A 22,771-nucleotide genomic window follows, 5' to 3' on the forward strand; every position below is an offset into this window, starting at 1 on the left:
GTGCGGTTCGCAGTATTACTTGCACCGGCTCTCACCAACCCGGCTCGCTTAAGCATTGCTCTACTGTTACTCTCTTCTTCACCGATTTTCAATAAGCAATTTTTAGTTATTTCTAACTTGTGTGATACTTATTATACATTGCTCAACTAATAAGTCAACCCTTATTTTAATTTTAATTAAATAAAAATGCAGCTGATTACTCAAACAATATATTCAGCAGCATTCCTCTATAGAAGTAAAAAATTTTTATAGTTTATTCTTCGGCCCCCAATGATGAATCTAGGGTGGCGAAATGTGAATATGCTATAATGAAAAAGCTTGTTCAATAACGAAAATACTCCTTATTTAAGGTTGGTGAACTTCTTGATTCATTTATTAATCGCGGTTATTCTTGGTGCCGTTGAGGGATTGACTGAATTTGCTCCGGTTTCGTCAACAGGACACTTAATCCTCGTGGCTGACTTGCTTCACTTTAATGGGGATACCGCAAAAACATTTGAAGTCATTATTCAGCTTGGGTCAATTATGGCTGTGGTTGTCCTCTACTGGAAAAGACTGTGGAGTCTCTTCGGTTTTTATCGGAACGAACCGAAAAACGGCCCTGAACATCTGAATCTTTTACACATCATTGTCGCAGGCATTCCGGCCATCATCCTCGGCGTGCTTTTGCGCGATTTTATTAAAAATGTTCTTTTCTCGCCTCAAAGTGTATTAATTGCACTTGTTGTCGGCGGCATCCTGATGATCATTGCTGAACGAATCGCCGCAAATCGCGGAGGAGCAGGCACAAAGGAATTGTCCTATGGACAGGCCTTTGTCATCGGCCTGTTCCAATGCTTGTCGCTCTGGTCCGGATTTTCCCGTTCCGGATCAACTATCGCCGGAGGACTTATTGCAGGCGTTGAACGGAAAACCGCGGCTGAATTTTCATTTATTCTTGCTGTTCCGATGATGATCGGCGCAAGCGGCTACGACTTCTACAAAAGTCTCGATTTTCTGCATGTCAGCGACATTCCGCTCTTTGTAGTCGGTTTTGTTACGGCATTTATTGTAGCCATGCTCGCCATTGTCTTTTTCCTTAAATTATTGCGCCGCTTTACCCTTGTACCGTTTGCCGTTTATCGTTTTATTCTCGCAGCGGTTTTTGCGCTTTATCTGATCTTCTAATAACTATCTATTATCTTCTTAAGTGTATAAAAAGAGCCGGAGAGAAATCTCTCCGGCCCTTTTTATTTTTCAATCGATTAGTTCGCATATTCCGGAATATCAAAAATCAAGTTATATTTAGAAACCACACTGTACAATGTATCGATCATTGGCGTCTGTTTCACAGCCCAGGCGACGTCGGTCGCATATTGATGAGCAGCACTGCCCATAACAAGTGCTTCCGGATTCCAGCGCATTTTGTACAATGTATCCTGGCGGTAGGTAGCATTATAAACGTAATATTTTGCGATCCAAGCAGCCCCGCCTTTGATTGCCTTTTCAGGCGTTGTCCAGCCTTGTTCGTAAGCATACTTTGCTCCACTGTTCACCGCACTTCCGTCGTAAGCGCCGATGCCGAACATATTATAGACCGTCGTACCATTATAGTTGACGCCATTAGCAAGTGTCGAACTACCGTTTCCTGTCTCAAGCAGCGCGTGGGAAACAAGATATACCTCGTTTACTTTGCTCTCATTTGCCGCATTTATAAAAGCCGCACCTTGTCCGGCCAAAATCCCCTTGCCCTTCAGCATCGTGTTCATATCACTAAGCGAAATATTGGCCAATGAGGAAAGCTGTAAGAATTGGTAATATTCTATACTTCCCTTTGAAAAATTCTTCGGGTTTAAGTATTGAGCCAGAGAAGAACTGCTGTTTACATTCTGTTCTTCCGCCAGTGCCTGACCGAATGAAATTGAATAATTTGTTGTGATATATGCAGCATTACCGTCTTGAATGGTTGTTGTTGTTTCTTTTTTTACATAGTCCCCGTATACATAACCGTCTTGACCGTTATAACTGACCTTAACCCATCCGTCAGGAGCATCAGCAAGTATTTCAACAAGTGTTCCTGCCTTTAATACTTCATAGCTCTTATATGGTGTTCCCGGTCCTTGACGGAAATTTACTCCAGTAGTGATTAACCCACTGGTTTCTGTTGTTTGTGTACCTGACGAATCCGAGTTGCCGGAGTTATCCGAGGCACTATCAGGCTTTTGTACATAATCGCCGGATACATATGCCGTTCCTCCGGCATAGTTGACCTTCAGCCAGTCTCCACTTGTTCCCACTACTTCCACACTGCTTCCTTTCTTCAACGTTGTCAGCAGTTTGCCTGAGGTCGACGCGCTCGATCGGACATTCAAATTTGCTTTCGTTGTTCCAGTGTAAAGCACCGTTTCACTACCGGAGCCGTCCGATGCACTATCAGGCTTTTGCACATAATCGCCCGACACATACGCCGTTCCTCCGCTGTATTTGATCTTCAGCCAGTCGCCGCTTGTACCCACTACTTCCACGCTGCTCCCTTTCTTCAACGTTGTCAGCAGTTTGCCTGAGGTCGATGCACTTGATCGAACATTCAAATTTGCTTTCGTTGTTCCCGTGTACAAAACCGTTTCATTGGAGCTGTCGGAATCCGATGTACTGCCCGCCTTCGTGACATAATCGCCCGACACATACGCCGTTCCCCCGCTGTATTTGATCTTCAGCCAGTCGCCGCTTGTGCCTACAACTTCCACGCTGCTCCCCTTCTTCAACGTTGTCAGCAGCTTGCCTGAGGTCGACGCACTTGATCGAACATTCAAATTTGCTTTCGTCGTTCCGGTGTACAAAACCGTTTCATTGGAGCTGTCGGAATCCGATGTACTGCCCGCCTTCGTGACATAATCGCCCGACACATACGCCGTTCCTCCGCTGTATTTGATCTTCAGCCAATCGCCGCTCGTCCCCACTACTTCTACGCTGTTCCCTTTCTTCAACGTCGAAAGAAGCTTGCCTGAGGTCGACGCGCTCGATCGAACATTCAAATTTGCTTTCGTTGTTCCAGTGTAAAGCACCGTTTCACTACCAGATCCGTCCGATGCACTATCAGGCTTTTGCACATAATCGCCCGACACATACGCCGTTCCTCCGCTGTATTTAATCTTCAACCAGTCGCCGCTTGTACCCACTACTTCCACGCTGCTTCCTTTCTTCAACGTTGTCAGCAGCTTGCCTGAGGTCGACGCGCTCGATCGGACATTCAAATTTGCTGTCGTCGTTCCAGTGTAAAGCACCGTTTCACTACCGGATCCATCCGATGCACTGTCAGGCTTTTGTACATAATCGCCGGATACATACGCCGTTCCTCCGCTGTATTTGATCTTCAGCCAGTCGCCGCTTGTACCCACTACTTCCACACTGCTTCCTTTCTTCAACGTTGTCAGCAGTTTGCCTGAGGTCGACGCGCTCGATCGGACATTCAAATTTGCTTTCGTTGTTCCAGTGTAAAGCACCGTTTCACTACCGGAGCCGTCCGATGCACTATCAGGCTTTTGCACATAATCGCCCGACACATACGCCGTTCCTCCGCTGTATTTGATCTTCAGCCAATCGCCGCTCGTCCCCACTACTTCTACGCTGTTCCCTTTCTTCAACGTCGAAAGAAGCTTGCCTGAGGTCGACGCGCTCGATCGAACATTCAAATTTGCCGTTGTAGTCCCGGTATAAAGAGTTTGTTCGCTTGCCGATGAACTCGTTTCAGAAGCAGTACCCGTCTTTATGTAATCTGCGGAAACATAAGCAGATCCGTCTTTATACTGGATCTGTAACCAACCGTCACTCGTTTTTCCGGTAACTGTAACAGTGGCACCTTTTTTCAATGTTGTGAGCACTGTTCCCTGCGTGGATGGTAAAAGGCGTACATTCAAGTTTGCAGATGCTGTCCCCTGATAACTGGCAACCGACTGCACAGACAGACTTGGCGTGCCAGTCGAGCTTTCCGAGACTTTCTCTGTATAGTAGCCGTCAACATATGCTGTTCGTCCTTCATATTTGATCTTCAGCCAATTCCCCTTTTCACTTTCTTTGTCTATTCCAATGACTTCAAACGTCTGATCCTTCTTAAGCATGCCGATTTGCTGTTGTTCAGTGCCAGGTGTACTACGTACATTCAAATTCGTTTTGGCTTTCGCTTGATAGGTTTCGAAAGCATCTGCAGATGCATGAACAGGAACTCCTGTAACCGTTGCTACCGCTGCTGCAGCCGCGAAAGCTCCGACAATAGTAAAATTACGATTTGGGCTCATTATAAGTTACCCCCGAGTATGATCTAAATGATAGATTATATTTTTACTAGATATATCGGTAAGTTATGGAATTAGTTTAGTGTAAAGTGTTGATTTCACTCGTTTTGTAACGAATAATTAACAATTTAGCCGATTTAAGTAGGTTATTTGGCACAGTATTTTAATTACGTTCTTTGATAAAAAGTAATTTATGATTAATAAGATTCAGTTCGCTTGTTTCTTGTTTTATTCAAATTGATGAATCAAAATCACCGAAACAGACGGTTTTCCCCCTCCTGTTCCCGCTCTTTCATATCGAAATTCTGAAAATCGTATTACGTGACCAACAACGGTCCCGAATGGATTAAAATTTCTTTTTCAGAAAAGAGTAATTCATTTTTTTATACTCCAAATTTCATAGGCAAATCGTTGATCCGACTTTTTTGTTTTCATTAAAAAGAAAAACCGGGCAAAAAGCGCCCGGTCCTTAATCTCCAGCCATGTGTGATTGGTTTGTGTCTTTACAGTGTTGAATCATCGCTTCGGTTACTCGCATCAACTGAGCGCGACCGCGGGCACACCGCGAGCCTCCTCAGACAAGTAGAAATCTGCGGGTCTCGCTGGCACCTGATCCCGCAGGCGTTTCACACCTCCGCTTTGATTTTCGGCCAAGCCACTGAGTTATTCGTTTAAATACGGGGCAAAATTTTATACTTTCTTAACTTGCAAAAAAGCCCGAACTGGGCTTTTCGTGTGTCTTAATGAGTTGTATAAGAAATGGCTTGATTTCCGAATTGGTGCCAGGCTTTTATAAAAGCTTGTTTACTTGACTTGGTTCCTGGTTTGCCAGCAAGCGGATCATTAAAATAGACATAATTTTTGTCAAATCCGGTCAGCAAAACGGAATGTTCCTTAAAAGTGATGCGAAGTGTTCCTTGCTTTGTCGGCCAGTTCTGCCATGCACTCTCCGGAATGGGCTGAAAATTAATACTCGTTATCGTCCATACCGGCTTGCCCGAAGCCATTTGTTTTTCAATCGCTGACCACGGCTTGCCGGTCATATCAATCACACGCTCGCCTAAATAGCGGCGCGCCAAGTCGGCAACCGGTCCATGATAGACGGCAAATCCCGGATTTGCTCGACTGCCGTGGTACATATTGCCTACAAATCCTTCATTCGGATTGCCTTTCAGTGCTCCTGACTGAAAAGGAACCTTTTTCATTTGTTCCGCGAGCTGCATTTTATTGATTTTTACATCGGCAGATTGCAGCAGCATCGTCAGGCTTGTCACTTCACAGCCATTGGGAAGTTCAGGCTTTTGACTGACATATGGTGCGCTCAGCTTTTTCTCTGTCACAGCAGGTTTCTTTTCATGTTTAGGCAAAGTCTCTTTTAGCACTGCCGGATTACCCGTCTGTTCCTTTTGCATTCGTTCAGAAGATCCTTCTTGATCGCCTCGATTCTGTAAGAGAACCACCATAAAGACAGCACAGACGATCATAATCAGAATCATTAGTATCGCAACCATTCGTTTCACATAACGCATTCATAATCCCCTCTAGGAAAATCGGCGCTCATAAGCATTATTGACTTCTTCGCTCCGTAAATCGAAGCAAATGGTAAATAGTCTTAATCGTTGGTACTTGTGCACCGCATCGGTCAGCGGTCTCAATAACGAAACCGAGAATAGCATCCAATTCCATTTCACGGCCATTCTCAAGATCCTGGAGCATCGATGTTTTATGATTCTGGATCTTCTCGTCAGGAAACAAAAGACCTGTTATGTACTGCTCGCTGATTTGAATTCCTGATTTCGCCGCAACTTCAAGAAACTCTTCGCTGATTCGTTCTAACAACCCATGAAGATCCGAGTCTGCCAGCGCTTCTCCAACGCGTGTTCGCGTTAAAGCAGTTAACGGATTATAGGTGATATTCCAAAGTAATTTTTCCCATTTAATCTGTCGAATATGATTCGTGATCCGCACCTCAGCCCCTGAATGCAGCAAAGCTTCTTTGAGTTCATGAAGCGTTTCGTTTACCAAACTGTTTTCCTGCCATTCGCCGATCACGAGTGTGCCGTCGCCGACATGGTTTACCACGCCCGGTGCTTCGCGAATGATTGAAATAAACGCGGAGCCGCCAATCACATGATCAGCACCAAAAATTTCAGCGAGTCGTTCTTCATTGCCGATTCCGTTAAGCAGACAGATAACCTTCGTTTTCGGTCCCATGAGTGCACTCAATTCAGGAATCACAGCTTCTAAAGCAGTAGATTTAATCGCTAACAAAATATAATCGAAAGAAAAATCCTCTTCCAGATTTTCTGCGTCTCTAACTTTTACCGGTAGCGAAAAATCGCCGGCAATACTTTTCACAATCAGTTCGTGATCATGCAGCCGCTCAAGTGTCCGTCCTTTGGCAATAAAGGTCACGTCCAATTTTTCCTTCGCTAAAACTCCGCCATAGTAGCAGCCGATAGCCCCTGCACCCAGTATTCCAATCTTCACAATCAAACACGCCCCATTCCCTGACCTGATATCTGTTCTCCTGCCGCAGTCTCTTTTTCTCTAATACTCTCATTTTAGCGTATTTCAGAGCGTTTTTCTTAATCAAATCCTTGGAAATGATTCATGAACCAGCCAGTTCGAACAGTCTACAATATTTTTGCACAAATAAGTATAAAAAAATGAGCGGAATTTAGTATAGGTGCAACTAAGACTTTGCCTGCGCGGAGACTTTGCAAAGCCAAGTTTTCCAATTATACTTAGAACGGCTTACACAGGATTCGCACAAGGTAGCATAGAATCATGAAGTGATACGAATTTAGCGGAAACAGGTGAATCAATTTGGATGAAATCATTATTTATTGCGACGGCGGATGCCGGGGAAACCAGAGTGACCATAATGTCGGCGGCTGGGGAGCCATTTTAAAATACGGTGATCATGTCAAAGAGCTTCGCGGAGGCATGCATAACACAACCAATAACGTGATGGAACTGACGGCGGCAATCCGCGCGCTTGAATCGCTCAAATCACGGCAAATCCCGGTCGCATTCTACATAGACAGCGCTTATGTAGTGAATGGCATGAACAGCTGGATTTCAGGGTGGATTAAAAAAGGCTGGAAGACAGCAGGCGGAAAAGCCGTTAAAAATAAAGAGTTGTGGATGCGACTGAATGATCTCGCGCAGGCGCAAGAAAAGATTACCTTCAATAAGGTCAAGGGGCATCACGGTGTCGAATACAACGAACGCGCCGATCAACTCGCAAATCTCGCCATGGATGAAGCAGAAAAAGACTAGACAGAAAAAGCCAGAGAACCTCGCGTATTGCGCAGTTTCTGGCTTTTTAATCATTTTATTGAACATTTAAGATTACTTGTCCCTTTTTCATTGATTCATTGACGTTGATGACGCGCTGATTCGATGACCCGCGGAATTTCAGCTTCAAGTTCCGTTTTGTCATATCAAACGGTCCATCCACAAGCACATCGATTTGGTCGAGCATTTCCCGCCGTTCCGAATCCTCAAGCAAATCTTCATAGAGAAATCCGGTCCAGCACCAAATATCTTTATCCGGACACTCGTTTTTCACACGCTCGACGAGTTTTGTCAGGGTGTTCGGGTGATCAAACGGCTCGCCGCCGAGCAGCGACAATCCCTGAACTTTACCGTCCGAACGATTTAAATCATCAATGATCTTGTTCTCTACTTCATCCGTATATCGTTTGCCGAAATCAGGATTCCAAGCGATTGCATTCCAGCAGCCCTTGCAGTGAAAATGGCAGCCGCTGACAAACAAGGAATGCCTGACCCCCGTTCCATTCAAAAAATCAAAGCGTTTATAATCGGCGTAATTCATAATCGGTGTGACTTGTCCTCTTTTCTCTTCAACTCTGCTGCTTCTCGCGGCTGTTGATTTCCTTCAGACGTCCTTTGATCGGCTTGCGCTGAATCACGGAACCCAAGTAACCGCACAGCCGGCGGATGCAGGACGTTGTTTCCGGATTATGATTGCCGCAGCTTGGGCATTTGAACCCGGCTGCCGTTGATTCGAACTCGCCTTCATAGCCGCATTCATAGCATTTATCAATTGGCGTGTTTGTACCGAAATACCCGATTCGGTCATAGGCGTAATCCCATACTGTTTCCAGTCCTTCGGGGTTGTTTACCAAGGATGGGAACTCGCAGTAATGAATAAAGCCGCCTCCCGTGTAGGGTTCATAATCCTTTTCAAAATCAATTTTTTCAAATGGGTTGATTTTCTTGCGCACGTCGTAGTGAAAACTATTCGTATAGTAATCTTTATCTGTTATGTCCTTGATGCTCCCGAAATGCTGCTTGTCCAGTCTGCAGAAGCGGTCGGTCAAGCTTTCTGAAGGTGTCGCATAGACACTGAACGCATAGCCTGTCTTCTTGCGCCATTCGTCCGACAGCGACTTAAACCGTTTCACAATATCGAGTGTAAAGGTTTTTGCTTCCGGATTATGTTCCCAATTCGGACCATAGAACACCGTCGCCGCTTCGTAAAGTCCGATGTAGCCCATGGACACAGTCGCCCGACCATTCTTGAAAATGTCCTGTACCGGTTCATCGGCGTGCAGACGTTTTCCGGTTGCACCGTACTGATAGAGAATCGGTGCGTTTTTCGCTTCCACTTTATCCAGTGTATGAATTCGGAAGAGCAATGCGCGGCATACCAGATCCAGCCGTTCTTCAAATAAACTCCAAAAAGCAGTTTTGTCGCCATTTGACTCGATTGCGATCCTTGGAATATTCAGCGTGACAACACCCATATTGTTACGACCGTCTGTAATGTATTGTCCGTTCTCCTGATAAGAAGGCAGGAATGAACGGCAGCCCATCGGCGCCTTGAAGTCCCCGGTCACTTCAACAATTCGGTCATAGTTCAAAATATCCGGATACATCCGTTTCGTGGCGCATTCCAAAGCCATTTTTTTAATATCATAGTTTGGATCGTCTTCGTTTAAATTTAACCCGCGTTTAATCGTGAACACGAGTTTTGGAAACACCGCTGTTTTATGATCGCGGCCAAGCCCGATAATTCTCACCTTCAAAATCGCTTTCTGAATCTCGCGGGCAAACCATGAACGGCCAAGACCGAAGTTTAGAGTAAAGAAAGGTGTCTGACCATTGCTTGAAAAAAGGGTGTTAATTTCATATTCAAGCGACTGCATCGAGTCGTAAATTTCTTTCTCAGTCATCGCGTAAGCGTAATGTTCTTGTTCTGCAGGATCCGAAATCCAAGTCTTTGCGGTTTCCAAGTATTTGCTGAAGCTCGTTCTCGCATAAGGTTCCAATACTTCATCCGCACGATTAAACGATGTGCCGCCATAAATATTCGAGGATACATTGGCGACAATCTGAGCAACCAGCGCGGTCGCCGTCTTGATCGATCTCGGCTGTTCCACGTCAGCATTGCCGATCGAGAACCCTTTCTCAAGCATGCCTTTAAAATCAATCAGCATGCAGTTATACATAGAGAAAAACGGCGAGTAATCCAAATCATGGAAGTGGATAATTCCCTGATTATGCGCATCGGCAAATTCCTTTGGCAAAATATGGCGGAGTGCAAAATCTCTGGCCGCCACGCCCGCGAGCAAATCGCGCTGCGTATTAAATACTTTTTCATCTTTATTCGCGTTTTCATTGGCGACATATTCATCCATATTGATTAAGTCACGAATCTTGTCATCTAATGATTTTTCTTTATATACCGGTTCTTTAATCATCATGTCCGCCCCCATAGTTCCGATAAACAACATTATAATACAATATGTAGTAGGATCAATAGGATACACAACACAATATGTAGGAGTCTAGCGTATGGATTGCATTTTTTAGGATACCAGAGCGGAAAAATAGATCTGTGACAATTTTGCGAACGAGGGATAATACACGCATATTTATAGATCTCGGAGAAAAAATAAACAACCTATTTATTATATCGGAAGACCGCTAGAAAGCAACTGCAAAAATGATGAATAAATCCAAACATGTACTCAACTAGAAAAACCGGGCAAAAGCACTCAGTCATTACGGTCTCAGGATGCGGTTGTCTTCGCATTGCCTCTTATAAAATAAGCGGAGATTTTCCAGTTATATGCATCATGGAGGATGTTTTGCGGGTACATAAGGGTAATTTTTCCGGTTATGCAAAGCAAAACCCTCCATTTTCACGTCTTTTAATTTGATAAGGGGCATTTATCCGTCTATTTAAGCAATTTTTTCATTCATTTTCTAATGAAGCGGAATTTTTCCGTCTATTTATCAAATTGGGTGCTTAACCTGATCGCTCAACCGATATGTGCGGGTTGGCAATCAACCTCTTATGACCATATAGTCATACCCGCGAGACAAAATCTTAAAATTTGGAACAAAAAAATGACGACACGGTGATCGTCATTCCTAACCTTCCTAATGAAACGTATGATACAGAAATTTATAGAGCCCATTTTCAGCATATGAGGCGTCAGTCACCCATTCTGCCTGTTCCTTTACATGCTCCGGGGCATTCTTCATAGCGGCAGAGTGGCCTGCTAGTTGAAACATTGGCAAATCATTTTCTCCATCACCAACCGCAAGCGCATTGTCGGGAGACAGATGATAATGATCCAGTAAGATTCGAATTCCGCTCGCTTTTGAAATATTCTTTCCTACTAATTCAACATTGTTATGTGACGAAGAAAAATAGTCAAACGCGAATTTTTCCTGCAGTTGGCGCAAATCATTCTTCCACGCATCCATTTTCGCTACATCTTCGCTGAAAAAATACATCTTGACGATCTGTGCCAATTCGTCGTCAGTCAGCGTCTCCTTCCAAACCATGTCCTCAAGCACCGCTTGCCTTCGCGACAGCCACTCGTTAACCGATACCGACTCCGGCCTTTTATCATTAATTTCATTGATTATATAGTGCCTATCTCGGCTTAGAATCGTTCTTCTTCCGCTGACCGGATGCAGCTGATAGTACATCTTATGCTGTTCCGAGTAATGAAGCATGTGCTCGACAAGTGCTTTTGGCAGGACGCTTTGAAAAATTTTTGCCGTTCCCGCGAATACAGTCATTCCATTTGCAGCAACCATTCCGGCTGCCGGAAAATCATCGGGCAGTACATTAAGCGCATCAACCTCCGAACGTCCCGTGACGACGAATACATTCTTGCCGTGCGCACTGAGTTTCTTAAGGTAACCGTTCAATTCAGGAGTCACTTGATTATCCGGTGTCAGAGTCGTCCCGTCTAAGTCAAGCATAATCGTTTTTATGTTCAACTGATATCACCTCCGCGCAATCTCTTCATTCATTCTATCGTTTCTTGCTGCGCAGCGCATCCTTTCAGTTTTTTTACGGACATGTTTTGTCTTGCTGAAATGCGGGTATAGAGAACATAAGGAGCAGGGATTGGAACTCTCGTGATCAGGATAAATTCGTTTTGCTATGAAAATTAATTTCTCAATCCATTTACAATCACCGCGTCATTAAAATAACTTCGGCTTTTACATCAGGTTCATCAAAAGCTCATTCACATGAATGACTGAAAAAATGACCAAAAAAATTTAAAAAGAAGTGATTTTTCTGCCATTACTTATAGTCGCCTTAGGCGTAATTGTATTACTCATACTCATTATGAAGTTTAATCTCAATACGTTTATCTCACTGCTCATTGTTTCCTTTCTTGTTGCACTTGGATTAGGCTTGCCACTTACAAAGATTATTTCTGTTATCGAAAAAGGCATTGGCGAGCAGCTCGGCGATCTCATTTTAATCTTCGGGCTCGGCGCCATCCTTGGCAAACTTGTTGCCGATGCAGGCGGTGCGCACCGAATCGCGATCTCGCTTGCGAAAAAGTTCGGTAAAAAGCGTATTCAGTTAGCAGTAATCTTTGCTTCATTCATCATTGGTATTGCCTTATTCTTCGAGGTTGGCCTAGTTCTTCTGCTTCCAATCGTTTTTGAAATCGGACTTGCTCTAGGCGTACCACTGCTCTATGTGGGCATGCCAATGATTGCCGCTTTGATGGCAACTCATGGATTTTTGCCTCCGCATCCGGCACCAACCGCTCTTGTTCAAAGCTATCATGCCAATACGGCCTATGTGCTCCTTGTTGGCCTGTGCATCGCCATCCCGGCCGTCATTGTCGGGGGCACCTTATTGAATCGGCTGCTTTTCCGTTTGATGCCTAAAGTTTACACACATTCCGGAAACGAGGAACTGCTTGATAAGAAAAGACATTTTGATGATGATCAAGTACCGTCTTTATCACTCAGTATCTTCACCTGTCTCCTTCCTGTCCTGTTGATGATTTCAGCAACACTGGTCACCGATTTGATCTCATTTCCAAAGCTTCTTGATCAAATCATTCAACTAATCGGATCCCCGCCTGGTGCGATGATGATCAGCGTCCTGTTTGCACTCTATGCCATGGGCATCCGGCAAAAGCGCACTATGGAAGATGTGGAAAAGACAATTACAAAAGCGATCCGACAAATTTCAATGCTGCTCCTGATTATCGGAGCCGGTGGCGCGCTTAAAGAAGTCATGATTACAGGCGGCGTCGGTGATTATGTCGCCCATCTCTTCAAGGGTTCTCCTCTGTCGCCGCTCGTTCTGGCATGGGTGGTTACCGTGCTGATTCGTGTCTGCATCGGTTCCAGCACAGTTGCTGCTCTTACTGCCGCCGGGGTTGCTGCCCCATTGGTCGGAGCAACCGGAGTCAGTCCCACCCTCATTGTTCTTGCCACCGGTGCCGGCAGTGTATTCGGCGGACACGTCAACGACCCCGGATTCTGGCTGTTCAAGGAGTACTTTGATCTGAACATCAAGGACACGTTAAAAACCTATACCGTCATGGGCTGCATGCTTTCCGTAATCGGCATTCTCATGATCAGTGTCTTTTCGATTTTCATGTGATGAATCACAATTCTTTTGCTCATACTAATCTAAAAGGGAGGAATAAACATGCTCAGCCTTATATGGTCGCTGATCGTCATTCTGTTTCTCATCTGGCTCGTACTCCTGCTGCTTAAAGTCGGTGGAGCAATCATTTACCTGCTCCTTGTCGCCGCAGCCATCCTGTTTATCATCCAGTTCTTTACACGAAAGTAATAAAAGCGGAATCCCAACAAATGGGGATTCCGCTTTTTTATGTTTAATCCATTATTCTTTAATTTTTCTGGGCAGCCTCTGCAAGCGCCGCTTCGAAACTTTCACTGAAAATCGCGAAGGCATCGTCAATTTGTTCCTTGGTCACAATCAGCGGTGGAATAAAGCGAATCACATTATGATCGACGCCGCAGTTAAGCAGAATTAAGCCTTTTTTCAACGCATTGGCCCGAATCGCAGCAACGAGGTCGCCATTAGGTTTTCCGTCATGATCAACAAACTCAATGCCGATCATCAGGCCGAGTCCTCTGACCTCAAGCACTTCGTCATGCTGTTTCGCAAATTCAAGCAGTTTCCCTTTAAAGTAGGAGCCGACTTCAACTGCATTATCGACAAGTCCTCCTTCAAGCAATTCAAAGACTGCGACACCGGCCGCGCACGCGACCGGGTTGCCGCCGAAGGTCCCGCCATGCGTCCCAGCCGGCCATTGATCCATGAGCTCGCGTTTTGCTACCAAGGCGCTAAGCGGGAAACCGTTGGCAATCGCTTTTGCCAGTGACATAATATCCGGCTTCACGTCAAAGTTTTCATAGGCAAAAATTTTACCCGTGCGCCCGAATCCGGTCTGAACCTCATCGAACACAAGCAAGATACCATGTTCATCGCAAATTTTGCGAATCGCTTGCAGGAACGACTTCGGCGGAACAATGTAGCCGCCCTCACCTTGAATCGGTTCCATAATCATGCAGGCCACCTGTTCCGGTTCAATCAAATCATGGAATATTTCTTTAAGTGAGTTCAGGCAGCGCGCCACTTCCTGTTCTTCAGTCAGACCGGATCGTGTTGCATAGGGATAGTCCGCATAATAAACACTCGGCAGCAGCCCTTCATAGTTGCGACGATATTTCGCATTTGAAGCTGTCAGCGTCGTTGTCGCAAGTGTCCGTCCGTGGAAGCTGTGCTTAAACGTAATAATGCCGGGACGGTGGGTGACTTGCTTAGCAAGCTTAATCGCCGCCTCATTAGCCTCTGCCCCGCTGTTCGAAAAATAGATTTTATAATCTGAGCCAACATGACCGAGAATTTTCTCAGCCAGTTTAATATAAGAAGGATAATAAACAACATTATGACCGCCATGAATCAGTTGATCCATCTGCTCCTTAGCCTTCTGTACAACATAGGGATGGTTGTGGCCGCAATTAACAACCGCAACACCGCTGGCAAAGTCCAAATACTTCTTCCCGTTCTCATCCCACACGTAGGCACCTTCGCCTTTGACAACGCCAAGCTGCGTTGCACGCAACGCAATCGGCGGAAACAGATCTAATGATTTTTCATACATGCTTTTTTCCGGCATTTTACTTATACCTCTTTTTAATAAAAATTTAGAAGATCCTCATCAAAAGGCCGCTATGTCACACAATATTATATAATGAGTTTAAACAATCGTTTATTTACTTTTACTGCGTCAAAATTCGTGCTTGTTCGATCACTCACTGGAGGAATGAACGATGGAACTCAGACAATTAAAAACTTTTCAGGTGGCAGCAGAGCTGCTGAATTTCACACAAGCCGCCAAACAACTGAATTTCTCCCAGCCGACCGTCACGGCACAAGTCCGCGCGCTTGAGAAAGAAATCGGTCATTCACTCTTCTTCCGAATCGGCAAGCAAACCTTTCTTACTGCTCATGGAGAAATCGTAAAACACTATACGGACCAGCTCTTCCCCATCCTGGATCAAATGGATGCTGCTTTGCACGAAGAAAATCAGACAGCAAACAAGCTCACCATTGCAGCATCGGAAACCTTCTGCACGCATTACTTTCCACCGATTATCCGGCAGTTTCTTGATGCTTATCCCGAAATCGGAATCAAACTCGTGTCATGCACGAGTGACAAAGTGATCGCAGGCATTAACAGCAACAGCTTCGATATCGGCGTCATCTCAGGATCTTATATGAAAGCAGGCATCACAAATGTCAAAATCTCAGAGAAGGAAGATTTAATTCTGATCGCATCGCAAACATTGGCTGAACAGTATGCCGACCGCGAACTCCTTGAACGCTATCCGTTCATCAAATATGAAATTGCCGGCCCGTTTGAAGAACAAATGAACAGCTATATGCAGGAAAACGGCATCCATCCGACTAAAATCATTGAATCCAGCAGCCTGGAAGCGGTCAAGAGTGCTGTTATGAATGACATCGGCGTTGGGTTAATCAGTCGCAATCTTGTTAAAAAAGAACTGGCTTCACGCCAGTTGTATGAAATACCTTTAAACAAGAAACCGATTGAAATTCAAACCTCTCTTGTGATTGCAACGCACAAGCTGCGTGATCAGAAAACCATGCACTTAATCCGTTTAATTGAACAGAACTGGAATACCATCCATTAAAGAATCTTTTCCAAAAAATCCTGAGCACGCTCTGTGCTTGGATGGCTGAAAAAGGCTTCAGGCGTGTTGGATTCCAGAATCCTGCCATCATCCATGAAGACGACTTTGTTGGCCACCTGTTTGGCAAACCCCATCTCATGCGTAACGATAATCATCGTCATTCCGGATTCAGCGAGTGACTGAATAACATCGAGCACTTCTTTGACCATTTCCGGATCAAGTGCCGAGGTCGGTTCATCAAACAGCATATAGTCTGGTTCCATTGCAAGCGAGCGCGCAATGGCAACCCGTTGCTTTTGCCCGCCTGAAAGTTTGTTCGGATACTGGTTCTTTTTCTCAAGCAGCCCAACTTTATTAAGTAGCTCTTCTGCTCTCTTGACCGCATCATCTTTTGAGAGTCCTTTAACTTTCATCGGTGCGTAAATCAAGTTCTCAAGTACGGTTTTATGTGGAAAAAGATAAAAGTGCTGAAAAACCATACCAACTTTTTCCCGTACTTTGATCACCTGCTTAGGTTTCATCGTAGTCAAATTGTCCTCATCAACCATGACCTTACCCGAGGTCGGATGCTCAAGAAGATTGATACAGCGCAGAAAGGTTGATTTTCCGGAGCCGGATGGTCCAATGATGACGACTACTTCACCTTTGTTAACTTGCAAGGTAACATCCTTCAACACATGTATATCGCCAAAATTTTTATAAATATGTTCTGCATCAATCACTGCGGCGCATCCTCCTTTCAAGTCGACGACCAAGATAGGTCAAGATCATTACGATAATATAATACATGACTAGTGAAATAAGCATTGGCGGAAAATAGTTGTAAATGTTAGCTGCAACAATTTGTGAACGACGCATTAGTTCGGTTACAGTTATTGTCGATACTAAGGCTGTATCCTTTGTCAACGTGATAAATTCGTTCATGATTGCCGGCAAAATATTTTTAATTGCTTGAGGCAATATAATATCCTTCATTGTTGGCCAATAGGATACACCTAATGCTTTCGCCGCCTCCAGCTGACCTTTGTCGACAGCATTTATTCCTCCGCGAATGATTTCAGACATATAAGCTGCCGAATTCAGACCAAAAGTCAAAATTGCACATGTCAGAGGATTAACATCGCCCATATTAAAAATTTGTGGAATGCCAAAATATGCAATGGCCAACTGAAGGATTAGCGGAGTTCCTCGAAAAACAGAAGTATACATATTTGCTAGTCCACGCAACAATTTGATTCGACCAATCTTACACAAGGAAAGCAGGATACCACCGATAAAGCCAAGAATGGCTGCACCAGCGGCAATTCCTAATGAAACCCAGATACCGCTGACGATATACGGGATTGAAGGAACTACTTGTTTAAAGCCACTGATTAATTCATTCATTCTGTCCTTTTCCACCCCTTGGATAAAACAATTCGATTACTGATTTTTTATCCACTTATTAACAAGTTCATCAAGTTTTCCATTTTTCTTAGCCTTAGTAATCGCTTTATCAAATTCAGCAGCTAGCTTACTTTTCTTTGGAAATGCTGCACTGATTGGATCCGATTCAGGTTTTCCGTCCACAATTGCCTTAAATTGATGCATATTTTTGTCTTTGCTTGTATAACCATAAGCAACTGAACTTACCGTAATGATTGCATCAAGTTTACCTGCACGCATTGCTTCAACCATTTCATTCAGCTTGTCCCATCTCTGAATATTCATAGGGATTGTTTTATTTAATTTAACAGCGAGTGTCTCTTGAGTCGTACCAAGCTGGACACCGACCTTCTTGCCTTTAAGGTCTTCTACACTATTGATTTTAGCACCTTTTTTGGAGAGGATAACTTGGTAATCATTAAAATAGGTTTGAGAGAATTCAACATTTTTTCTTCGTTCCGGTGTATTCACCATACCCGCCATAACAAAATCGACTTTTTTACTATTCAACGCAGCAATCAAACCATTGAAATCTTGATTTTTGATTTCCAACTTGTAGCCAAGTTGATCAGCAATATACTTTGCCAAATCAAGATCAAAGCCGACAATCTTGTTTCCATTTGCCGTATCTACCGATTCAAACGGCGGATAATCGGCGCTCGTGCCCATGACAATTGTTTTCTTTTTGCTTGAATCACTGCTTCCTGAACTGCTGCACGCTGAGAGTACAATCAGCAGCAGAGCCATCATAACTAAACCCATTTTTTTCATCATTAATCATTCGCCTCTTTTTTTATTGTTGATTCCCTTGTTAAGGAATTAAAAACGTTTTCTTTAATCTGCAAAAACTTGTTCGGTCATTGAACGGATCAGCTTCGGAAGCACACCATATGAATAGGGCTTGTAGACACGTTCCATCCATGTATGCGCCCGTTTACCATAGACGCCCATGTCAAGAACGGGGATGTTCAGCTCGCGAATCTGGTCGAGCGGTACACTGTAGGTTTTGCCCCATGCAGGGAAGTTTCCAATGATCGCTGCCGTTTCTTCCGCCGTCTCACTCATCGCAAGGTAGCTGCTGTCGGCGAGATAAGGGAAAAAGCGTTTCTTGGCAAATTGCTCGCCGGTCTCGTTCTCAGCTTGGTGCAGAACCTGATCAAGGATTTCATCGCAACGTTTCTCTGCCGCAACCTCATCGCGCAGATAATTATGCGGGCAGTACGGCGGAGCAAAAAAGATAATCACCTTAGGACGTTTGTCTCCGGAACGATTTTCAAGTGCCTCAATCACCTTGAAACTGACCTGCCGAAAATCTTCGTCCGGATTCGCCTGAACGACTTGATCCGTGATTTCATCAACCGGAACCCCCTTCTGAGCGAGCTCTTCGACGAATTCTTCATAGCTCAGTACATCAGTCGACCATTCCGGTGCTTGTCCTTCAAGCCCGCAGTTCTTCGAGAATATAGTATATTGTTTCTGAAGAAATGACGCAAGATCGTCACAAGCCTCTTTCGCGACTATTTTCAATTGAGCAAGCACTTCTTTCGGCGTGCGTTCATAGAGAAAATAGTTAAAATACAGATGCGTTGTTCCTGCCGTTTGCACATTATAGAATGCTTTTCTGTCTCTTAAAAAAAGACAAGACGGAGGAAGAATGACCTCATCAGAAATCTGCTCGGCGCAATCCATATTATTGTTCAACGCATTGTTGACCTTGCTCGCGATCAGTGTCGGATCAATGCCCGAAAGTGTCTCACCGACATGAGTTTCTCTTCCGCGGATATAGAAGCACCCAAGCAGCTTGCCTGCCGAACCTGTATAGATATAGCGCCGCGAATCACCTTTATAGAGCGGACTGTTGAAGTCACCATTAATGGCCAGCAAAAACTCAAGCCCCCGTTCCTTCTGCAGGCGGATCAGCTCTCGCGTTGCTTCCATAACACCCTCATGGTCATTCTCTTCGACCGGGTTGAACATCACCAGAAGATTGCCCTTCAATTGATCCGGATGTTCTGAATAATAGAGAAGATTACTCAGATGGACGGCGTCGCCGCTTTTCATATCCAGCATACCCCTGCCGAAAAGCCAGTCTCCGGAGACAGCATCTTTTTGCACATCACTGTCTTTTTCATATTTGGAAAAATAGTGCTGAAGGTAATCAGGATCCAGCGCATGCGCTTCAAGGGAGCCAAAGTCGTCAATGCCGACCGTATCCATATGACCATGATAAATGATGGTCTGTTTCTTTTCAATTGGGGCTTCAAGGAATGCAAAGACATTCTTTCTGCCCAGCTTGTCATCTTCCAATGCCTGTGTCCAGACATTCTCTGGATGCTGTTTGAAATAGGGAAAGGATCGGAGAATCGTTTCCAGTTCCTTTGCCATTGCAAACTCTCCATCTGTGCCGTTGACACTTTTCACGCTGACAAGGTCTCTCGCTATTTTTTCAATCTGCTCTTCTTCCGGCAAATTTTTAATGACCTCATACATTTAGAATCCACCTTCTCTACTGAATTATTCCACCGGATCACGCTGAAGCACGAGTGAGGAACAGTGGATACCTCCGCCCATTTTATTCAATTCATCAACAGGAATTGCAATGACTTCAACGCCGGCTTTTTCAAGTGCCTCAATGGTACGGACACCAAGAGACGTAAACAGAACTTTTCCCGGCTCAAGGCACAAACAATTCGTTGTCATTGGCGGATCGAGCGGATCTGTATAAATCAGTTTGACACCGCGTTGTTGCAAATCCTGCAGGAACCAATGCGGCAGATTCGTCGGATCAACAAGTGCCTTATCGACATCAACCATATTGAATACTTCGTCAAGATGGATCATGCTGGACGGCAGATCGACAACCACAAGATCCATGCCCTGCCAAGAAAGAATGGCACGCAGCTGATCGATACCTGCCTGATTCACGCGGATAGAGCGCCCGACCATCGCCGTTTTTCGGTCGAATACCATAAAGCTGCCGCCTTCCACAAAGCCTTTGCCTTGAATAGATGCCAACACCGGCATACCGATTTCAGCAGCTGTCTGGAGTGTACGACGCGTTTCTCCGTATCTGAATTTCAACGCGAAACGCGCCAAAATCAGACCGCCGGGAATCACCATGCCGACATCACGTGCAAATAGATTATTGGTTAGCAGTTGATCGTCCTCAATAAGCGGAATAATCTCAACACCCTCCCGCTTCAAAATATTAGTCATCCGATCGTGCTGCTCCTGCATTTTCACCAGATCCAACGGCTCCTTGCTTAAGCTGTAACTGACAATGTTTCCACTTGTGTCGCGAAGAATCCTCGCTCCGGCTTCCGGTTCGAACTTCGCTTTATTTAATTCATGGACCTCATTTCCCGGACGGTGAACAAATACCTTTCTTACCTTTCCAACCGCATTCGGGTTTCCCCAATCTGAAGACCAGTACTTCTCCAAAAGAGCAGTATCTTCAAATGAATCCTGAACCATATTCTCATCAAGAAATTTATGCAATACAGACAAGTTAAACCCTCCTTGTTAGGCTGAGTACAATTTAGCACATGTGACGGAATAAAACCTTACATGAAAAACATCTATTTCTATCATAATATAAATTGAGCGCTGTGTACTTTATAAATTCCTATGTCATGTATCTGAATATTCTATTGTTCATGAATATCCAGTTTTATTTCTTTATTGCAGTACAGCAATAATGTCAGGCACATCCTTGGAAAAACCATCGTTCTTTTTTAATTATTCTAATTCCTTCATCACTTGTCAGATTTACTGTATTAAAGAATACCGATTGTTAGATTTGCTGACATTATAATTGACGATCTCTCCATATTCGCTTATTATTAACTACGTAAACTTCATCCTTTCTGTTTTCGTATATCCTTAATAATACGGTTTAAGGGTTTCTACCTGGGAACCGTAAATTCCCGGCTACGAAGAATATGTTCGCATATTTTTCGTAGCCTTTTTTTTACTATCAGAAAATAATTATATATAAAAGATGAGGTAGATAGTATAAGTGGTCCGGCATAACGCCACGTCCTGTGGCAAGCCGGACACTGGGCCGTCCATGGCCGTCGCAACTAAGCCTCTGTCTACGCCAAGGCTTGCCAATCGGCAAGTTTTCTAATGTTTTCTACACTTCAAATTGGAGATGGCTGAAATGAAACGAACAATTATTAAAAATGCCGAAATTGTCACTATGGATCAAAAGGAAACGATCACTCATGGAGACCTTGTCATTGAAGCCGATCGCATCCAGTCCGTGGGTACAATTGTAAAGCCCAAACCGAATGATCGCGTCATAGACGGAACCGGCAGAACAATTATTCCCGGATTCATTCAAACCCATATTCACCTTTGCCAGACCTTATTTCGTGGAAAAGCAGATGATTTGGAACTCATGGACTGGCTTCGGGAACGTATTTGGCCGCTCGAAGCCGCGCATGATAAGGAATCAATTTATCTGTCTGCACTGCTCGGCATCGGTGAACTGATCTCTGGAGGATCGACAACCATTGTCGATATGGAAACCGTACATCATACGGGCGAAGCATTTCAGGCAATTGCTGAAAGCGGGATACGTGCGCTGTCCGGAAAAGTCATGATGGATAAAGGCAGCGACGTGCCACTTGGCCTCCAGGAGAAAACGGATGATTCCATTCGCGAAAGTGTCGATCTGCTTGAAAAATGGAACGGTCATGACAACGGACGAATCCGTTACGCATTCGCGCCGCGTTTTGTCATCTCATGTACTGAATCACTGCTCACCCAAGTACGTGATCTCGCCGATCATTATAATGTTTTTGTTCACACACATGCATCGGAAAATCGCGGTGAAATTGCTATTGTTGAGCACGATACCGGCATGCGCAACATCGTCTATCTTGACCATATTGGGCTTGCCGGCAAACGCCTGATCCTCGCCCATTGCATTTGGCTCAGCGAAAAAGAAAAAGAAATCATTCATAAACGAGGCATTCATGTCAGCCATTGCCCGGGTTCCAATCTCAAGCTTGCTTCAGGGATTGCTCAAGTGCCGCAAATGGCCGATCTAGGCATTAATCTCGGTCTTGGTGCAGACGGCGCGCCGTGCAACAACAATCTGGATATGTTCCAGGAAATGCGGCTCGCTGCACTCATTCACAAACCGGCAAACGGACCGACGGCAATGAATGCCAAACACATTTTTCGCATGGCAACGATTGAAGGGGCTAAAGCAGTCGGCATGGAACATGAGATCGGCAGCCTCGAAGTCGGAAAAAAAGCCGATTTAGCCATACTGAATCTCAATAACTTCCATTGCAACCCGATGTTCGGCACCGATCCGATTTCACGAATTGTCTATTCAGCCAAGAGCTCGGATGTTGAAACCACGATCATTGACGGTCGCGTTGTTATGGAAAATCGACAGATGAAAACCATTGATCAAACGTTTGTTTTAAGTGAAGCTGAGATCGCAATCGAGCGACTGATGAAGCGTGCGGGCATACGTGTTTAATGATCGGAAATTTGTTGCAGGTCCAATTGGATCCGCATTTTTTTATCCATATAGTCATCGATACATAGAAGTG

18 protein-coding genes, 1 riboswitch and 1 other annotated feature (1 of these 20 cut by a window edge) are annotated in these 22,771 nt (G+C 44.6%); of the genes, 6 read left to right on the plus strand and 12 right to left on the minus strand.

Translation table 11 applies throughout. From position 1 onward, the window contains the following. Positions 1–91: a binding site (T-box leader), on the minus strand (it extends 145 nt beyond the left edge of the window). Between the two features lie 272 nt (positions 92–363). Continuing rightward, a complete protein-coding gene (bacA, locus tag AC6F33_RS15595; RefSeq protein WP_255749000.1) occupies positions 364–1,167 on the plus strand; it encodes an undecaprenyl-diphosphate phosphatase in 804 nt (267 codons plus the stop codon). Positions 1,168–1,244: 77 nt separating this feature from the next. Here bacA and AC6F33_RS15600 read toward each other — a convergent pair whose 3' ends face one another. From AC6F33_RS15600 to AC6F33_RS15610, 3 genes are all read right to left on the minus strand, one after another. Beyond that, entirely contained in the window at positions 1,245–4,274 is a 3,030-nt protein-coding gene (locus AC6F33_RS15600) for an SH3 domain-containing protein (protein WP_500777414.1), read from the minus strand. Positions 4,275–5,011: 737 nt separating this feature from the next. Next, positions 5,012–5,800, minus strand: coding sequence for a C39 family peptidase (locus AC6F33_RS15605; RefSeq protein WP_500777415.1), 789 nt, complete (start codon positions 5,798–5,800; stop codon positions 5,012–5,014). 37 nt (positions 5,801–5,837) lie between these two features. Further along, positions 5,838–6,761, minus strand: a complete 924-nt coding sequence (locus tag AC6F33_RS15610) for a ketopantoate reductase family protein (protein WP_480948841.1) — start codon at positions 6,759–6,761, stop codon at positions 5,838–5,840. Positions 6,762–7,100: 339 nt separating this feature from the next. Between AC6F33_RS15610 and rnhA the strand changes: the two genes are divergently transcribed. After that, positions 7,101–7,556, plus strand: a complete 456-nt coding sequence (rnhA, locus tag AC6F33_RS15615; RefSeq protein ID WP_255749598.1) for a ribonuclease HI — start codon at positions 7,101–7,103, stop codon at positions 7,554–7,556. Positions 7,557–7,611: 55 nt separating this feature from the next. On the opposite strand, the gene nrdG is transcribed toward rnhA, so the two are convergent. The 3 genes from nrdG to AC6F33_RS15630 all read right to left on the minus strand — a co-directional run bounded on the left by nrdG (position 7,612) and on the right by AC6F33_RS15630 (position 11,546). Next, on the minus strand, positions 7,612–8,115 hold the full coding sequence (gene nrdG / locus AC6F33_RS15620) for an anaerobic ribonucleoside-triphosphate reductase activating protein (protein ID WP_500777416.1): 504 nt from the start codon (positions 8,113–8,115) through the stop codon (positions 7,612–7,614). A gap of 28 nt (positions 8,116–8,143) precedes the next feature. Then, positions 8,144–10,009 (minus strand): anaerobic ribonucleoside-triphosphate reductase, encoded by a 1,866-nt coding sequence (nrdD, locus tag AC6F33_RS15625; RefSeq protein WP_480952924.1) that lies wholly within the window; start codon positions 10,007–10,009, stop codon positions 8,144–8,146. Positions 10,010–10,691: 682 nt separating this feature from the next. Next, positions 10,692–11,546, minus strand: coding sequence for a Cof-type HAD-IIB family hydrolase (locus tag AC6F33_RS15630; RefSeq protein ID WP_480948842.1), 855 nt, complete (start codon positions 11,544–11,546; stop codon positions 10,692–10,694). A 304-nt stretch (positions 11,547–11,850) separates the two neighbouring features. On the opposite strand from AC6F33_RS15630, the gene AC6F33_RS15635 reads away from it, so the two are divergent. Both AC6F33_RS15635 and AC6F33_RS15640 read left to right on the plus strand, forming a co-directional pair. Continuing rightward, the gene (locus AC6F33_RS15635; RefSeq protein WP_255749620.1) at positions 11,851–13,185 is read left to right on the plus strand and encodes a gluconate:H+ symporter; all 1,335 of its coding nucleotides are present in this window, start codon (positions 11,851–11,853) and stop codon (positions 13,183–13,185) included. A gap of 48 nt (positions 13,186–13,233) precedes the next feature. Then, positions 13,234–13,380: a DUF5670 family protein gene (locus AC6F33_RS15640; RefSeq protein WP_255749606.1), complete on the plus strand. Its 147-nt coding sequence runs from the start codon at positions 13,234–13,236 to the stop codon at positions 13,378–13,380. 58 nt (positions 13,381–13,438) lie between these two features. On the opposite strand, the gene AC6F33_RS15645 is transcribed toward AC6F33_RS15640, so the two are convergent. Continuing rightward, complete coding sequence (locus AC6F33_RS15645) at positions 13,439–14,734, minus strand: aspartate aminotransferase family protein (RefSeq protein ID WP_480948843.1); 1,296 nt, start codon at positions 14,732–14,734, stop codon at positions 13,439–13,441. A 154-nt stretch (positions 14,735–14,888) separates the two neighbouring features. Here AC6F33_RS15645 and AC6F33_RS15650 point away from each other — a divergent pair, with 154 nt between their 5' ends. Next, complete coding sequence (locus AC6F33_RS15650; RefSeq protein WP_255749608.1) at positions 14,889–15,773, plus strand: LysR family transcriptional regulator; 885 nt, start codon at positions 14,889–14,891, stop codon at positions 15,771–15,773. Here the strand turns inward: AC6F33_RS15650 and AC6F33_RS15655 are convergent. From AC6F33_RS15655 to AC6F33_RS15675, 5 genes are read right to left on the minus strand one after another with little or no spacing between them, the layout of a single operon-like run. Further along, positions 15,770–16,495 carry an amino acid ABC transporter ATP-binding protein gene (locus tag AC6F33_RS15655; protein WP_255749609.1) on the minus strand — a complete coding sequence of 242 codons (726 nt, stop codon included), beginning with the start codon at positions 16,493–16,495 and terminating at the stop codon, positions 15,770–15,772. The genes AC6F33_RS15650 and AC6F33_RS15655 overlap by 4 nt on opposite strands. After that, positions 16,488–17,159 (minus strand): amino acid ABC transporter permease, encoded by a 672-nt coding sequence (locus tag AC6F33_RS15660; RefSeq protein WP_255749610.1) that lies wholly within the window; start codon positions 17,157–17,159, stop codon positions 16,488–16,490. Before AC6F33_RS15660 ends, AC6F33_RS15655 begins: the two co-directional genes overlap by 8 nt. Before the next feature lie 36 nt (positions 17,160–17,195). Beyond that, complete coding sequence (locus AC6F33_RS15665) at positions 17,196–17,972, minus strand: ABC transporter substrate-binding protein (protein ID WP_255749611.1); 777 nt, start codon at positions 17,970–17,972, stop codon at positions 17,196–17,198. A gap of 60 nt (positions 17,973–18,032) precedes the next feature. Then, positions 18,033–19,688 (minus strand): M20/M25/M40 family metallo-hydrolase, encoded by a 1,656-nt coding sequence (locus tag AC6F33_RS15670; RefSeq protein ID WP_255749612.1) that lies wholly within the window; start codon positions 19,686–19,688, stop codon positions 18,033–18,035. A gap of 24 nt (positions 19,689–19,712) precedes the next feature. Beyond that, a complete protein-coding gene (locus tag AC6F33_RS15675; protein WP_255749613.1) occupies positions 19,713–20,705 on the minus strand; it encodes a dimethylarginine dimethylaminohydrolase family protein in 993 nt (330 codons plus the stop codon). 345 nt (positions 20,706–21,050) lie between these two features. After that, positions 21,051–21,151, plus strand: a riboswitch (purine riboswitch). Between the two features lie 209 nt (positions 21,152–21,360). Between AC6F33_RS15675 and AC6F33_RS15680 the strand changes: the two genes are divergently transcribed. After that, positions 21,361–22,698, plus strand: a complete 1,338-nt coding sequence (locus AC6F33_RS15680) for a 5'-deoxyadenosine deaminase (RefSeq protein WP_255749614.1) — start codon at positions 21,361–21,363, stop codon at positions 22,696–22,698. Positions 22,699–22,771: the final 73 nt, after the last annotated feature.

The sequence above is a fragment of the Sporolactobacillus sp. BBK16-2 genome (genome assembly GCF_059878335.1).

What these genes read in the sequence shown, in the direction of transcription:
- AC6F33_RS15600 (WP_500777414.1), bottom strand. Translation starts at nt 4,274, where the DNA reads ATGAGCCCAAATCGTAATTTTACTATTGTCGGAGCTTTCGCGGCTGCA.
- AC6F33_RS15605 (WP_500777415.1), bottom strand. Translation starts at nt 5,800, where the DNA reads ATGCGTTATGTGAAACGAATGGTTGCGATACTAATGATTCTGATTATG.
- nrdG (WP_500777416.1), bottom strand. Translation starts at nt 8,115, where the DNA reads ATGAATTACGCCGATTATAAACGCTTTGATTTTTTGAATGGAACGGGG.
- nrdD (WP_480952924.1), bottom strand. Translation starts at nt 10,009, where the DNA reads ATGATGATTAAAGAACCGGTATATAAAGAAAAATCATTAGATGACAAG.
- AC6F33_RS15640 (WP_255749606.1), top strand. Translation starts at nt 13,234, where the DNA reads ATGCTCAGCCTTATATGGTCGCTGATCGTCATTCTGTTTCTCATCTGG.
- AC6F33_RS15645 (WP_480948843.1), bottom strand. Translation starts at nt 14,734, where the DNA reads ATGCCGGAAAAAAGCATGTATGAAAAATCATTAGATCTGTTTCCGCCG.
- AC6F33_RS15650 (WP_255749608.1), top strand. Translation starts at nt 14,889, where the DNA reads ATGGAACTCAGACAATTAAAAACTTTTCAGGTGGCAGCAGAGCTGCTG.
- AC6F33_RS15660 (WP_255749610.1), bottom strand. Translation starts at nt 17,159, where the DNA reads ATGAATGAATTAATCAGTGGCTTTAAACAAGTAGTTCCTTCAATCCCG.
- AC6F33_RS15665 (WP_255749611.1), bottom strand. Translation starts at nt 17,972, where the DNA reads ATGATGAAAAAAATGGGTTTAGTTATGATGGCTCTGCTGCTGATTGTA.
- AC6F33_RS15670 (WP_255749612.1), bottom strand. Translation starts at nt 19,688, where the DNA reads ATGTATGAGGTCATTAAAAATTTGCCGGAAGAAGAGCAGATTGAAAAA.
- AC6F33_RS15680 (WP_255749614.1), top strand. Translation starts at nt 21,361, where the DNA reads ATGAAACGAACAATTATTAAAAATGCCGAAATTGTCACTATGGATCAA.